This window comes from Nocardioides pymetrozini (assembly GCF_046058985.1).
Taxonomy (GTDB): Bacteria; Actinomycetota; Actinomycetes; order Propionibacteriales; family Nocardioidaceae; genus Nocardioides.
Genome location: NZ_CP175556.1, coordinates 1,162,541 through 1,176,278, shown reverse-complemented (window position 1 = coordinate 1,176,278; position 13,738 = coordinate 1,162,541). Strand labels below are relative to the sequence as shown.

General features: G+C 72.5%; 16 protein-coding genes. 5 read left to right on the top strand and 11 right to left on the bottom strand.

Features of this window, described 5'->3' with window-relative positions; translation table 11 throughout:
* Nucleotides 1–5 precede the first annotated feature (5 nt).
* The 5 genes from ACJ5H2_RS05660 to ACJ5H2_RS05640 all read right to left on the bottom strand — a co-directional run bounded on the left by ACJ5H2_RS05660 (nt 6) and on the right by ACJ5H2_RS05640 (nt 4,246).
* Nucleotides 6–293: a MoaD/ThiS family protein gene (locus tag ACJ5H2_RS05660; RefSeq protein ID WP_408898594.1), complete on the bottom strand. Its 288-nt coding sequence runs from the start codon at nt 291–293 to the stop codon at nt 6–8.
* A gap of 1 nt (nt 294) precedes the next feature.
* A complete protein-coding gene (locus tag ACJ5H2_RS05655; RefSeq protein WP_408898593.1) occupies nt 295–741 on the bottom strand; it encodes a Mov34/MPN/PAD-1 family protein in 447 nt (148 codons plus the stop codon).
* 164 nt (nt 742–905) lie between these two features.
* Nucleotides 906–1,856: an acyl-CoA desaturase gene (locus ACJ5H2_RS05650; RefSeq protein WP_408898592.1), complete on the bottom strand. Its 951-nt coding sequence runs from the start codon at nt 1,854–1,856 to the stop codon at nt 906–908.
* Nucleotides 1,857–1,865: 9 nt separating this feature from the next.
* Nucleotides 1,866–2,570, bottom strand: coding sequence for a response regulator (locus ACJ5H2_RS05645; RefSeq protein ID WP_408898591.1), 705 nt, complete (start codon nt 2,568–2,570; stop codon nt 1,866–1,868).
* Nucleotides 2,570–4,246 (bottom strand): ATP-binding protein, encoded by a 1,677-nt coding sequence (locus ACJ5H2_RS05640; RefSeq protein WP_408898590.1) that lies wholly within the window; start codon nt 4,244–4,246, stop codon nt 2,570–2,572. The genes ACJ5H2_RS05645 and ACJ5H2_RS05640 overlap by 1 nt, the downstream gene beginning before the upstream one ends.
* A gap of 108 nt (nt 4,247–4,354) precedes the next feature.
* Between ACJ5H2_RS05640 and ACJ5H2_RS05635 the strand changes: the two genes are divergently transcribed.
* Genes ACJ5H2_RS05635 through ACJ5H2_RS05620 form a run of 4 tightly spaced genes read left to right on the top strand, consistent with a single transcriptional unit; the run spans nt 4,355 to nt 7,810 of the window.
* The gene (locus ACJ5H2_RS05635) at nt 4,355–5,341 is read left to right on the top strand and encodes a Bug family tripartite tricarboxylate transporter substrate binding protein (RefSeq protein WP_408898589.1); all 987 of its coding nucleotides are present in this window, start codon (nt 4,355–4,357) and stop codon (nt 5,339–5,341) included.
* A complete protein-coding gene (locus tag ACJ5H2_RS05630; protein ID WP_408898588.1) occupies nt 5,338–5,886 on the top strand; it encodes a tripartite tricarboxylate transporter TctB family protein in 549 nt (182 codons plus the stop codon). Before ACJ5H2_RS05635 ends, ACJ5H2_RS05630 begins: the two co-directional genes overlap by 4 nt.
* Nucleotides 5,886–7,403, top strand: coding sequence for a tripartite tricarboxylate transporter permease (locus ACJ5H2_RS05625; protein ID WP_408898587.1), 1,518 nt, complete (start codon nt 5,886–5,888; stop codon nt 7,401–7,403). The genes ACJ5H2_RS05630 and ACJ5H2_RS05625 overlap by 1 nt, the downstream gene beginning before the upstream one ends.
* Entirely contained in the window at nt 7,400–7,810 is a 411-nt protein-coding gene (locus ACJ5H2_RS05620) for a universal stress protein (RefSeq protein ID WP_408898586.1), read from the top strand. The genes ACJ5H2_RS05625 and ACJ5H2_RS05620 overlap by 4 nt, the downstream gene beginning before the upstream one ends.
* A 115-nt stretch (nt 7,811–7,925) precedes the next feature.
* Here the strand turns inward: ACJ5H2_RS05620 and ACJ5H2_RS05615 are convergent, their stop codons facing one another.
* From ACJ5H2_RS05615 to ACJ5H2_RS05600, 4 genes are all read right to left on the bottom strand, one after another.
* The gene (locus tag ACJ5H2_RS05615; protein WP_408898585.1) at nt 7,926–8,510 is read right to left on the bottom strand and encodes a DUF2017 domain-containing protein; all 585 of its coding nucleotides are present in this window, start codon (nt 8,508–8,510) and stop codon (nt 7,926–7,928) included.
* Nucleotides 8,511–8,819, bottom strand: a complete 309-nt coding sequence (clpS, locus tag ACJ5H2_RS05610; RefSeq protein ID WP_408898584.1) for an ATP-dependent Clp protease adapter ClpS — start codon at nt 8,817–8,819, stop codon at nt 8,511–8,513.
* A gap of 31 nt (nt 8,820–8,850) precedes the next feature.
* Complete coding sequence (locus tag ACJ5H2_RS05605) at nt 8,851–9,402, bottom strand: DUF1697 domain-containing protein (protein ID WP_408898583.1); 552 nt, start codon at nt 9,400–9,402, stop codon at nt 8,851–8,853.
* Nucleotides 9,403–9,491: 89 nt separating this feature from the next.
* Nucleotides 9,492–9,956, bottom strand: a complete 465-nt coding sequence (locus ACJ5H2_RS05600) for a PaaI family thioesterase (protein WP_408898582.1) — start codon at nt 9,954–9,956, stop codon at nt 9,492–9,494.
* 64 nt (nt 9,957–10,020) lie between these two features.
* Here ACJ5H2_RS05600 and ACJ5H2_RS05595 point away from each other — a divergent pair, with 64 nt between their 5' ends.
* Nucleotides 10,021–10,515: a winged helix-turn-helix transcriptional regulator gene (locus ACJ5H2_RS05595; protein ID WP_408898581.1), complete on the top strand. Its 495-nt coding sequence runs from the start codon at nt 10,021–10,023 to the stop codon at nt 10,513–10,515.
* A 16-nt stretch (nt 10,516–10,531) separates the two neighbouring features.
* Here the strand turns inward: ACJ5H2_RS05595 and ACJ5H2_RS05590 are convergent, their stop codons facing one another.
* Nucleotides 10,532–12,664: an iron ABC transporter permease gene (locus tag ACJ5H2_RS05590; protein ID WP_408898580.1), complete on the bottom strand. Its 2,133-nt coding sequence runs from the start codon at nt 12,662–12,664 to the stop codon at nt 10,532–10,534.
* A 19-nt stretch (nt 12,665–12,683) separates the two neighbouring features.
* Nucleotides 12,684–13,712, bottom strand: coding sequence for an iron-siderophore ABC transporter substrate-binding protein (locus tag ACJ5H2_RS05585; RefSeq protein WP_408898579.1), 1,029 nt, complete (start codon nt 13,710–13,712; stop codon nt 12,684–12,686).
* Nucleotides 13,713–13,738 lie beyond the last annotated feature (26 nt).

Here is a 13,738-nt window from a genome sequence, read left to right as displayed (position 1 = left end):
GCGGCTCAGCGGGCGCCGCCGGCCACGGCCGGCAGGATGACGACCTGGTCGCCGTCGGAGAGCTCGGCGTCGAGGCTCCCGATGAAGCGGACGTCCTCGTCGTTGATGTAGATGTTCACGAACCGGCGCAGGTCCGCGCCGTCGACGAGGCGGTCCTTGATGCCGGGGTGGTCGGCCTCGAGGGAGTCGATCAGCGCGCTGAGCGTGCCCGCGCCGGCGCTGTCGGCGCTGACGGCCTTCTCGCCACCGGTGTAGGTGCGCAGGATGGTCGGGATCCGGACCTCGATGGCCATGTCAGCTGCTCTCCTCGGGAGTGTCGTTGGTGCGCTCGATCATGACCTCTTCCTCGGTCACGACGCCGTCGACGATTCTGTAGGACCTGAACTCCACCGGCCCGGGGTTATTCCCGTGCTCGCGCGTGCTGACGAGCACGTAGTGCGCGCCCGGCTCGCTGGCCAGGTTGATGTCGGTGACGCTGGGGTACGCCTCGGTGGCGGAGTGCGAGTGGTAGATCACCACCGGCTCCTCGTCCCGGTCGTCGAGCTCCCGGTACAGATGGAGCAGGTCGGTGGAGTCGTACTCGTAGAAGGTCGGGCTGCCGGCGGCGTTGACCATCTCGATCAGCCGCGTCGGCCGGTCGCTCCCGACCGGGCCCGCGACCATCCCGCACGCCTCGACCGGGTGGTCCCGCTTGGCATGCTCCACGATGGCGTCGTACGTCGCCTGGTCGATCCGCAACACGCGGTCAAGGGTATGGCGTCGGCCGGGTACGGCCGGCATCGGGCCGCGATGCGGTCCTCACCCCGGCGCCGCAGACCCCTCGATTGGGCACGAACCGCATCCTCAGGGCCGGAAATCGGGCGGATTGGTCCCAAACCGCAGAAATACTGACGCGTCATTCCGCCTCAGGCAGCCGACCTGACCGACTTCGCCTCGATCCGCTCGGCCGTGGGCCAGCGGACGTCGCGGACCCAGCCGAGCTTCTCCAGCACCCAGATCACCCGGGCGGAGGTGTCGAGCTGGAAGCGCTGGACGCCGTGGCGAGCGGAGGTCGGGTCGGCGTGGTGCAGGTTGTGCCAGGACTCGCCGCCGGAGGGGATGGCGAGCCACCAGACGTTGCCGGAGAAGTCGCGCGAGGCGAACGGGCGCTCGCCGAGGGTGTGGCAGATCGAGTTGATCGACCAGGTCACGTGGTGGATCAGCCCGATCCGGACGACGGTGCCCCAGAAGAACGCGGTCAGGGCGCCCTGCCACGACCAGGTCAGCAGGAAGCCCAGCAGCGGCGGCAGGAAGATGGAGGTCAGGACCCAGACCCAGAAGGTGCGGGAGATCCGCACGAGGTCGCGGTCCTTGGCGAGGTCCGGCGCGTACTTGTCGATCGGCGTCTGCTCGGGGTCGAACAGCCAGCCGATGTGCGCCCAGACGAAGCCCTTCGTCAGCCCGCCCAGGCTGTTGCCGTAGCGCCAGGGCGAGTGCGGGTCGCCGTCCTTGTCGGAGAACTTGTGGTGCTTGCGGTGGTCGGCGACCCACCGGATCACCGGGCCCTCGATCGCCATGGAGCCGAGGATCGCGAGGGTGATCTTGACCGGCCGGTTCGGCTTGAACGACTTGTGCGTGAAGAGCCGGTGGTAGCCGACGGTCACGCCGTGCAGGGTGAGGGCGTACATGACGACCGTGATCGCGATGTCGCTCCAGCCCAGCCAGCCGCCCCAGGCGACGGGGATCGCGGCGAGGAAGGCCAGGAACGGGACTGCGATGAACAGTCCCAGCGCGAGGCGCTCCCAGAAGCCCTGGGTGTCGCCACTCATCGTGGCCCGGGGGGTCGGCGGCTGCGGACGCTCGTCGATCGCGGTCACGCGCCCAGCCTACGTCGGGAGGCGATACCTGCGCTCGGGCCGTCCAGTGCCGCCGTACCGCAGCCGGACCTCGGCCACGCCGACGTCGACGAAGTGCTCGAGATAGCGCCGCGCCGTGACCCGCGACAGGCCGACGACCTCGGCGGTCTCGGACGCGGAGATCTCGCCGGCGGCGCGCGCGGCCTCGAGGACGAGGTCGGCGGTCTCGGGGCTCAGTCCCTTCGGCAGCCCCTGCGGTACGACGACCGCCCGGCCGGTCCCGAACGCCCGGTCGATCGTGGCCTGGTCGACCTCCGCCTCCCGGTCGGCGGCGGGGTCCGGCAGGGAGGCGAGGGTGGCGGCGACCGTGCGCAGGCGGTCGGCCAGGTCGTCGTACTCGAACGGCTTGACGAGGTACTGCAGCGCACCGCCGTGGAGGGCCGCCCGGACGGCCGCCGCGCCCCGCTCGGCGGTGACCATGACGACCGCGATGTCGCGCTGCTGGGCGCGCAGCGCGTCGAGGACCTCCAGCCCCGAGAGGTCCGGGAGGTGGACGTCGAGCAGCACGAGGTCGGGCCGCAGCGCGGCGGCCAGCTCGAGGGCCTCCGCGCCCGTGCGGGCGGTGCCGGCGACCTCGAAGCCGTCGGTCTGCTCGACGAAGCGGCCGTGGATGCGGGCGACCATGAAGTCGTCGTCGACGACGAGCACGCGCAGGCTCCTGGACTGACCGGGCATCACGGTCGCCCATCCTGGCCGACGCCGCCACCGATGGGGAGCACCACGCGGAACTCGGCGCCGCCCCCGCCGGCGGCATCGCCCGGGTCGGCGTCGTCCACGACCACCTCCCCGCCGCGCTGCGCGCAGATCAGCCGCACCAGCGGGAGCCCGATCCCGCGCCCGCCGAGGACCTCCTCCTTGGTGGAGAAGCCGCGCACGAAGATCGCGTCGCGCAGGTCCTCGGGGATGCCGGGACCGTTGTCACGGACCCGGAGGTGCACCGCGCGTCCGTCCGCCAGCACCCAGACCTCCACCAGGGCGTCGAGACGTCCGGCGCAGGCGTCGACCGCGTTGTCCACCAGGTTGCCGATCACGGTGGTCAGGTCGGCGCTCTCGTCGGGCGCGAGGGCGGGCAGCCGCGAGCCCGGGTCCAGCTCGAGCGTCACGCCCCGCTCCTGCGCGACCGCGTCCTTGGCCACGACGAGCGCCGCGACGGCGGGGTCGGCGAGCCGCTGGGCGACCCGCTCCCCCACCTCGGCGCGGTGCCGGGTGAGCGAGCCGACCAGCGCGGCCACCTCGTCGTACTCCCCCAGCTGCACCAGCCCGGAGATGGTGTGCAGCCGGTTGTCGAACTCGTGGGTCTGCGCGCGCAGGGTGTCGGTGATGGAGAGGTTGGAGCTGAGCTGGCTCTGCAGGGACACCAGCTCGGTCCGGTCGCGCAGCGTGGTGACCGTGCCGATCCCCCGGCCGCCCGAGGACGCCTCGCCCCGGTTGAACACGACCACCCGCGTCCCGACCAGCGCGAGCGCGTCCCGGACCAGCTCCGGCGCCGCGCGGTCCCCGGCCAGCAGTGCCACGACGTGGGGGTCGAGGCCGAGCTCGTCGACCGGCCGGCCGACCGGGTCCGGCCCGTCCTCCAGGCCGAGGGTGGCCCGCGCGGCGTCGTTCATCGCCGTCACCCGGCCGTCGGTCCCGACGCCGACGACGCCCTCCCGGATGGCGTGCAGCAGCGCCTCGCGGTGGTCGGCGAGGTTGGCGAGCTCGGTGGTTCCCAGACCGCGCGTCGAGCGTCGTACGACGCGCGCGACCAGCCAGGTGCCCGCGACGCCGAGGAGCGCGCCGAGGCCCAGGAAGATGGCGAGGTCCGGAGCGGCCGTCGCGACCTGGTCGGCCACCGAGGGATAGACCGCCTCGGCGGCCACGATCGCGAGCAGGCTGCCGTCCTCGGCGATCACCGGCGCGTGCGCGGCGACGGCGCGCTCGCCGTCGGGCGCGACGTCCCCGGTCCAGCCGCGCCCCTCGAGGGCGTCGCTGTCCCCGAGGGCACCGGGGCCGCCCACCCGGCTGGCGTCGGTCGCCGCGAGGACGGTCCCGTCGGTCGCGACGACCATGACCTCCGAGGCACTGGACAGGCTGACCCCCTGGGCGACGTACGACGCCAGGTCGCGCGCCGTGGCGGCCGGGTCGACCGCTCCCTCCCGGGCCTGCTCGAGCTCGAGGCGCACGACCGGCAGCGCGGCGACGTACTCCGCGACCGAGCGCATCTGCGCGCCGCGCTCCTCGGCGAAGTCGGCGTTGGACTGGCGGATGCTCAGCACGCCGACCGCGGCCAGCAGGACGCCGATGACGAGCAGCTGCAGGAGGAGCACCTTCGCCGCGAGCGTCGGCTCACCGCGACGCACCCGTGACCACAACGACCACAACCTCCTTTGCGTCCGCAAGCGTGACGGTCGCCACAGCCCACGGCCATGCTGGCACGGATCGCCCGTGACGGCGGTCACCACCCGACCCGGAGGTATCCCATGCATCGCCCAGGACGTGGCCTCACGGCGCTCGTCGTCGCCCTGGTGCTCGCCGTGGTCGCGAGCGGCTGCGGCGTCACCCGCGGCTCGGACGACCCGAGCAACCGGCGGCTGCGGATGATGATCCCCAACAGCGTCGGCGGCGGCTACGACCTCACCGGGCGGGCCGCGGCCCGCGCGATGGAGGACAACGACCTCACCGGCCGCTTCGAGATCACGAACGTCCAGGGCGCCAGCGGCACCGTCGCGATGCAGCGCCTGGTCAACGAGAAGGGCGCCGACGACCTCATGATGCTCATGGGGCTCGGCGTGGTGGGCGCGGTCTACACGAACCGGTCCAGCGCCACGCCGCTGAAGATGACGCCCATCGCCCGCCTCGTCGAGGAGCAGGAGGGCATCCTCGTGCCCGCCGACTCGCCGTTCCGCACCGTCGAGGACCTCGTCGAGGCGTGGCGCAAGGACCCCGGCGGCCTCACCGTCGGGGGCGGCTCGAGCAACGGCGGCCCGGACCACCTCTTCCCGATGCAGCTCGCCGACACGATCGGCGTGGACCCGAGGAAGGTCAACTACATCTCCTACGACGGCGGCGGGCCGCTGACGACCGCCCTCCTCGGCGCGAAGATCGACGTCGGCATGTCCGGCCTCGGCGAGTTCGAGGGCCAGATCGCCGACGGGAAGCTGCGCGTCCTCGCGGTCTCGGGCGACGAGCGCCTCGAGGACGTCGACGCCCCGACCCTCACCGAGGCCGGCATCGACCTCGTCTTCACCAACTGGCGCGGTGTCCTGGCGCCTCCGGGCATCTCGAAGGAGCAGCGGGACTACCTCACCGAGCTGCTGACCGAGATGCACGACACCCCGGAGTGGCGCGAGGCGCTGGAGGCCAACGGGTGGACCGACAACTTCGCGACGGGCAAGGAGTTCGAGGACTTCCTCGCCGAGCAGGACGACCGTGTCGCCGACACCTTGAAGGAGCTGGGACTCGCATGACCACCCCACGACGCTCTTCGCCTCCCTCGGGCGAGTCACCCGCGAAGCCGACCGAACCCACCCGCCTGGTCGACAAGGCCCAGTACGGCCTCGCCGCCTTCCTCGTTCTCGCGGGCGGCTACGTCCTCCTCGACGCCGTCGGCCTCGACAAGGGGTTCGCCGACCAGCCGGTGCAGCCCTACACCCTCCCGTACGTCGTCGGCGGCGCCCTCGTGCTGCTGGGCGTCCTGCTCGCGATCGCCACGGCGCGCGGCGACCGGCCGGAGGCCGAGGAGGGCGAGGACATCGACCTCACCCAGGGCACCGACGTCCGCACCGTCGGTCTGCTCGCGCTGGTCCTCGTCGCCAACATCGCGCTGATCGACCTGCTCGGCTGGGCGATCACCGGCGCCCTGCTCTTCGCCGGTGCGGCGGTCGTGCTCGGCAGCCGCAACTGGGTCCGCGACCTCGCCGTCGGCGTCGCCCTGTCGGTCGGCAGCTGGTACGGCTTCTACGTCGGACTCGGGATCCCGATTCCGGCCGGCATCCTGGACGGAGTGCTCTGATGGACCTGCTGCTCGACGGCTTCCAGACCGCCCTCACCCCCGAGAACCTGCTCTTCGCCGCGCTCGGCGTGCTGCTGGGCACCGCGGTCGGGGTCCTGCCCGGCATCGGCCCGGCCATGACCCTGGCGCTGCTGCTGCCCGTGACCTACAGCGTCGGCGCTGACAGCGCGATCATCATGTTCGCCGGCATCTACTACGGCGGCATGTACGGCGGCTCGACCACGTCGATCCTGCTCAACACCCCCGGCGAGTCCTCCTCGGTGATCACCGCCATCGAGGGCAACAAGATGGCCAAGGCGGGGCGCGCCGCGCAGGCGCTCGCGACCGCGGCCATCGGCTCCTTCGTGGCCGGCAGCATCGCCACCGTGCTGCTGTGGGTCGTCACCCCGCAGGTCGCCGACATCGTCGTCACGCTCGGCTCCCCGTCGTACTTCGCGCTGATGGTGCTGGCGCTCTTCGCCGTCACCGCGGTGCTCGGGGCGTCCAAGCTGCGTGGCTTCATCGCCCTCTTCCTCGGCCTGGCGATCGGCCTCGTCGGCACCAGCACCGGCCAGGCCCGGCTCACCTTCGACCAGCCGCTGCTCGCGGACGGCATCGACATCGTCGTCGTGGCGGTCGCGCTCTTCGCGATCGGCGAGGCGCTGTGGGTCGCCGCGCACCTGCGCCGCAAGCCGCTGGAGATCATCCCCGTCGGGCAGCCCTGGATGAGCAGGCAGGACTGGGGCCGCTCGTGGAAGCCCTGGCTGCGCGGCACCGCCTTCGGCTTCCCGTTCGGCGCGCTGCCGGCGGGCGGCGCGGAGCTGCCCACCTTCCTCTCCTATGCGACCGAGAAGCGACTCTCGAAGCACCCCGAGGAGTTCGGCAAGGGCGCGATCGAGGGCGTCGCCGGCCCGGAGGCGGCCAACAACGCCTCCGCCGCGGGCACCCTGGTTCCGCTGCTGGCGCTCGGCCTGCCGACGACCGCGACGGCCGCGATCATGCTCGTGGCGCTGCAGGGCTACGGCTTCCAGACCGGCCCGACGCTGATGGACGACCACCCCGACCTGGTCTGGGGGCTGCTGGCGAGCCTGTTCGTCGCGAACGCCCTGCTGCTGGTGCTCAACCTGCCGATGGCGCCCCTGTGGGCGAAGCTGCTGCGGATCCCCCGGCCGTACCTCTACGCCGGCATCCTCTTCTTCGCCTCCCTCGGCGCCTACAGCGTGAACTTCCAGGCCTTCGACCTCGCGCTGCTGCTGGTGCTCGGCTTCCTCGGCTTCTTCATGCGCCGCTTCGGAGTGCCCGTGCTCCCGCTCATCATCGGCGTGATCCTCGGCCCCAAGCTCGAGGAGCAGCTGACCACCGCGCTGAAGATCTCCCAGGGCGACGTCAGCACGCTGTGGAGCGAGCCGGTCGCGGTCGTCGTGTACGCCGTGATGACCCTGCTGCTGCTCGCCATGGCGGTCGCCGGCCTCCGCCGGCCGGCCCCGGCCCGCGAGATCCCCCAGGAGAACGACGAGAAGGAGCTGGTCGAGCGATGAGCACGCCCGGGACCATCGTGGCCGCCTACAGCGCGGACCGCTTCGGCGAGGCGGCGGTCGAGCACGCCGCCGGCCTCGCCCGCAAGGAGGGCGCCCGCCTGGTCGTCGTCAACGCGACGCCGGGCAACAGCCTGGTCGACGCGCGCTTCGCGCACGACGCGGACATCACCGCCCTGCGGGACCGGCTCGCGGCCGACGGCCTGAAGGTCGTCGTACGTCACGAGGTGGTCAGCGACGTCGCCGACGCCGTCATCGCCGCCGCCGACGAGGAGCAGGCGGGCCTGATCGTGGTCGGCATCCGGCACCGCACGCCGGTCGGCAAGCTCCTGCTCGGGAGCGTGGCCCAGCGGATCATCCTCGAGGCGCACTGCCCGGTGCTGGCGGTCAAGCCCAGCGGCGAGGTGTGAGTTCTGGGGGCGCGAGGTGTGAGTTGTGGGGGTACGAGGTGTGAGTTGCGGCGATATGGGGCCCCAGAACTCACACCTCGAGGCCCGCAAACTCACACCTCGCGGGGCCTGAACGTCAGCTGACGGAGCCGACCAGGGTCTCCTGCAAGAAGCCCAGCCACTCGTAGATGTGGTGGGCCTGGGCGCGCGGGTCGTCGTCGGGGAGGGCGTACCAGTAGTCCTCGTCGCCCTCCTCCACCTCGAGGCGGGTGCCGAGGGCCAGGCGCAGGTCGGTGAGGGCGCGCAGCCAGACCAGTGCGGTGTCCGGGTCGAGCTCCACGTCGATCACGAGCTCCTCGTCGGTGGGCTCGGGCGGCAGCCCCGCCTCCTCGAGTACGTCGATCACGGTCGCCGCGGCCCGCGCCTTGCCGTCGCGCAGCGCACCCTCGGTGAAGCGGCGGAACTCCCCGGCCGCCTCGGGGTCACCGCGGTACGCGCTGGGGAAGAGCCGGCGCAGCACCGGGTCCTCCGGCTCCGTGGTCGGGCCGGAGAAGTCGAGGAGCGCCTCGAGCGGGTCACGCTCGGTGGCGACCACCGCCGACTCGTTGTGCAGCAGCTCGACCAGCTGGCCGGCCAGCGAGCGCAGCAGGTCGGCCTCGAAGGCCGAGAATGTCGCGATGGCGCGCTTGCTCCGGCGGTGCCGGACGAATCCAGAGGTCACTCACTCGGCCTTCGACAGGGTGGCCCACAGACCGTACTCGTGCATGGCCTGGACGTCGCGCTCCATCTCCTCGCGGGTGCCGCTGCTGACGACGGACTTGCCGTCCTCGTGCACCTCGCGCATCAGCCGCTCGGCCTTCTTCTTGCCGTAGCCGAAGTGCTTCTGGAAGACGAAGGTGACATAGGACATCAGGTTCACGGGGTCGTTCCACACCACCGTCACCCAGGGGGTGTCGGCGAGCGTGATCTCGTCCGGGGTGAGGTCCTGCTGGACTCCCGGATCGGCCTTGGTCGGGCTCGCGGTCGTCACGGCTCCATCGTGTCACAGCGCCCCGGGCGGCTCACGAGCACCACTTCCGCGCCAGCGTCGTGACGACGTTGAGGTTGCGGTTCGTGGCGACGACCCGCAGCGCCTTCTCCACCTTGTAGGGGTCGACGTTGCCGGCCTGGTAGCCGGCTCCCAGGAGCACGTGCGCCGCGCGACGTCGTACGACGACCGCGTTGTCGCCCCCGCCCAGCCCGCTGCGCGCCTCCACCGCCGTGACCAGCTCCGGGTCGGGCTCCTCCTTGAGCAGGTAGACGTAGTGCCGCTCCAGGCCGGGGCGGGCGGCGCTGAGCTCGCGGGCGTCCTCGGCGACCGCGGCCAGCTCGGCCGGGGTGTAGACGATCGTGGGCACCTCGAAGCCGGCGTGCTCCCGGTAGGCCTGCTCGAGCGCCGCCTCGACCCGCGCCCGGGAGCGCAGCGAGGTCGTGAGCAGGACGTTCCCGGTGTTGATGTGGGTCTGCACCTCGCGGCCGCCGGCCGCCTCGGTGGCGGCGACGATGTCCGCCTTGGCGAACCTGCGGTTCGGGCCCAGGTTGATGGCGCGCAGGAAGGCGACGTAGCTCGGCACGGACCCAGTCTGGCGGGCGCCACCGACAGACGCGACCCGGCAGAACGTGGCGCGAGATCGGCGCCGACGTCATCTCGTGACGGGTCGGGTCAGCTGAAGATCATGCAGCTGGAGCTGGCGTAGGCGACCAGCTTGCCGTGGCCGTCGTACAGCTTCGCCTCGGCGAGTGCGGTACGACGACCGCGCTGCAGCACCGAGCCCACGGCGCGCAGCCGGCCGGAGTCGACCGTCACGGCCTTGAGGAACTTCACCGTCAGGTCGAGGGAGGTGTAGGCCTCGCCCACACCGAGCGTGGAGTGCACCGCACAGCCGCAGGCGGAGTCGAGCAGCGTGGCGAAGACTCCGCCGTGGACGCTGCCGATCGGGTTGTAGTGGCGCAGCTCGGGGTCGAGCTCGAAGATCGCGGTCCCGCGCTCGGGGACCTCGAAGCCCACGAAGCCCAGCGTCTCGGCGATCGGCGCCGGCGGCAGCAGGCCCTCGCGCATCGCCCGCAGCTGCTCGAAGCCGTCGAGCCGGGTCGGGTCGATCTGGGTCTGGATCATGGACTCAGTCATGGGATCATCAGACCAGCCGAGGCTGAGTCTGTCAATGAGACCTGGCTCGCCCTATGCTGGACCGATGAGCACGGCGACCACGCCCTCTCCCCCGGCCCTGGCCTGGTCGGTGGACAACTGCACCCTCGGCCGTGCCATGGCGATCCTCGGCGAGCGGTGGACGGTCGTCGTCCTGCGCGAGGTCTTCCTCGGCATCCGCCGCTTCGACGACATCCGCCGCCACGCGGGCATCCCGCGCCAGGTGCTCACCAACCGCCTCGCCTCGCTGGTGGAGCAGGGGATCCTGCGCAAGGAGCCCTACCGCCAGGACGGCGCCCGCACCCGGCACGAGTACCGGCTGACCGACAAGGGCCTCGAGCTCCAGCCGATCCTGCTCGCCATCAGCCACTGGGGCGACCGCCATCTGGCCGACCCCGGGGGCCCGCCGACGGTCTTCGTGCACCGCGACTGCGAGGAGCCGGTCCACGTCGAGGTGCGCTGCGCCGCGGGCCATCATCTCGACGACCCGCGCCGGGTCGCGACCCGCCCCGGGCCGGGCGTGCGCCCGTTCCAGGGCTGACCGGTCCGGCCGAGCGTCAGGCGCGCGAGCGGGCCAGCAGGTAGACGAAGTACGGCGCGCCGATGAGCGCGACGACGAGCCCCGCCGGGACCTGGGCCGGCGCGATCACGGTGCGGCCGAGCAGGTCCGCGACGCCGAGCAGGACGGCGCCGATGAGGAGGGCCACCGGGACCGACCGCGTGTGCCGGCCCCCGACCAGCGCGCGTGCCATGTGCGGAGCGACGAGGCCGACGAAGCCCACCACGCCGACCGCGGCGACGCTCGTCGCCGCGAGCAGGGCGGCGGTGACCAGGACGACGAGGCGCACCGTCTCCAGCCGGACCCCCACCAGCCGCGGGGTGTCCTCGTCGAGCGCCAGCAGGTCGAGCTCGCGCCGGACCAGCCAGGCGAGCGGAAGGGCCAGGGCGAGGACGACGGCGACCGGTAGGACCTGGTCGAAGGTCCGTCCGTAGGTCGTGCCCGACATCCACGTGTAGATCCGCGGGGTGTCCCACGGGTTGGAGCGCACCAGCAGGAAGGTGGTCAGCGCCGCCGAGCCGTACCAGGTGCCGATGCCGATCAAGAGCAGCCGGTCGGCGTTCAGGCCGTGCCGCCACGCGAGCCCGTAGACGAGCGCGAAGGCGACCAGCGCGCCGACGACGGCGCCGACCAGGATCGCACCGTTGCTCGCGGCCTGCGACACCCCGGCGCCGGTCACCACGACGACCGCGCCGACGCCGGCGCCGCCGGTGATGCCGAGGATGCCGGGCTCGGCCAGCGGGTTGCGGCAGGTCGCCTGGACCAGCGCTCCGGACAGCGCCAACGCCGCACCGCCGAGCACCGCCGCGGCGACGCGCGGGGCCCGCTCGTCGAGAGCGAACTGGATGAGTGGGGCCGCCTCACCGCGCAGCCACAGGGCGATGTCGCCGGCCCGGAGCCAGGTGTCGCCGGCGAGCAGGCCGACCACCGCGACGGCCGCGGCCGCGCCCAGGACGAGCGCGAGGACGACGACGAAGCGGGTCCGGCTGCCGACACGCACGCGCGCGGCGGCGGGCTGCCGGGTGGGCCCCGAGTCGCGGCCGCGGCGGGCGAGGACGATCATCACCACCGCACCCATGAGGGTCGTGGTGATGCCGGTCGGGATCGAGATCGCCTCGTCGGCGCCGAGGACGGCACGGATCAGGGCATCCGCCAGTACGACGACCAGGGCTCCGGTCAGGCCGGCAGCCGGGATGAGCACGGCGTGGCGGTTCAGGGCCGGGACGACCCGGCCGCACAGCCGCACGATGACGGGAGCGAACAGGCCGGCGAAGCCGATCGGCCCGGCCAGGGTCACCGATGCGGCGGTGAGCAGGACCGCGAGCACGGTGCCGGCCGCCCGCGTCGAGCGGACGGGTACGCCGAGCACGGCGGCGCTGTCGTCGCCGAGGCCGAGCAGGTCGAGTCGGCGCGACAGCAGCAGGGCCGCCAGGGTGCACAGGACGACGACCGGGGCCGCCTGCTGGAAGGCCTGCAGCCCGAGCTGGCTGAGAGAGCCGCTCCCCCAGGCGAACAGGCTGGTCGTCTCCTCCTGGAAGAGGATCAGCAGCGTGGACGTGGCGGCCTGCAGCGCCAGCGCGACCGCGGAGCCCGCGAGCACGAGGCGGGTGGTCGCCGTACCGGCGCCGCCGGCCAGGCCCAGGACGAGGAAGGCGGCGAGCGAGCCGCCGGCGAAGGCGGTGAGGCCCGAGGCCCAGATCGGCACCGAGATGCCGAAGGCGGCGACGGCGGTCACCGCGAGATAGGCGCCACCGGTCACGGCGAGGGTGTCCGGCGAGGCCAGGGCGTTGCGGGCCAGCGACTGGAAGAGCGCGCCCGCGACACCGAGGGCGAAGCCGACCGCGATGCCGGCGGCCAGCCGCGGCACCCGGGAGCCGAGCAGGACGTCGCCGGCGTCGGCTCCGGGGCCGCCGTCGCGGTCGCCGAGCAGCCAGCGGAGGAGGTCGCCGGCGCCGATCGCCGAGGTGCCCTGCGTGAGGTGCCAGGCGGACGCACCGAGGAGCACGACGCCGAGCAGCAGCAGCGCACCGGTGGCACCGGTCACCCCGGCGCGTCCCAGCCTTGGCCGCGGGCCGGAAGGGGACGCGGGCGGGCGCCCGGTGGCGGTGGGCCGCTGCTGCTCGACGGTCATGCTCGACGCCTGCTGGGTGTCACTGGGTCAGCAGGTCGACGTACGCGTCGATCACCTGCTCGGCGGTACGCGGGCCACCGAAGGTCCACACGCCCGAGGGGAAGGCGTGGGCACGGCCCTCGGCCACCGCCGGGATCTTCTGCCACACGGCGTTCTTCGCGAGCGCCGCGTTCACGTCACCCTCGGGGTCGACCGTGCCGGTGTAGAAGAAGGTGGCGTCGCCGACCTCGCTCATGCCCTCGACGTCGGTCTGGCCCAGGCCGTAGGCCTCGTCGACCTCGCCCGTCCAGGCGTTCTTCAGGCCGAGCTCCTCGCCGAGCTCGCCCATGAGCGAGCCCTGCCCGAAGGGGCGGATCGAGACGTTGCCGCCCTGGATCCAGCCGTCGAAGTACACGAACTCGGTCGTCTCGACGTCGGCGACCTTCTCCTTGGCCTCGGCCAGGTGGGCGTTGAAGTCGTCGACGACGACCTTCGCGCGCTCCTCCCGCCCGGTCGCCTCGGCGATCAGCTCGAAGGTGTCGATCATGTTCGCGATCGGGTCGGCGGCGTCCGCGCCCTTGGTGGCGAGCACCGGGACGTCGTACTTCTCCAGCTGCTTGAGGATCTCGTCCTCGGCCGTGTAGGCCTCCACGATGACCAGGTCGGGGTTGGTGCCGAACAGGGTCTCGAGGTTGGGCTCGCCGCGGGTGCCCACGTCCGTGACGCCCTCGGGCAGCTCCTCGGCGGTGTCCCAGGTCGTGTAGCCCTCCGCGTCGGCGACGGCGACCGGGGTCAGGCACAGGGTCAGCACGTCCTCGAGCTGCTGCCACTCGAGCACGGCGACGCGCTCGGCCGGCTTGTCGAGCTCCACGGTCCGGCCGTAGCTGTCGGTGAGCGTGACGGGGTCGGTCGAGGTGGTGGTCTCGTCCGCGGCGCAGTCGGCGGAGTCGTTGGCCTTCGGCGCCTCCTTGTCGGTGCCGGTGTCGCTCGTGCCGCACGCGGCGAGGAGCAGGCCGAGGGGCAGCGCCACCACGGGAGTCAGGGCAGCAGCCATCGGTCGGGTCTTCATCGGGTTCCTCACTGGGTTCTCGGGAG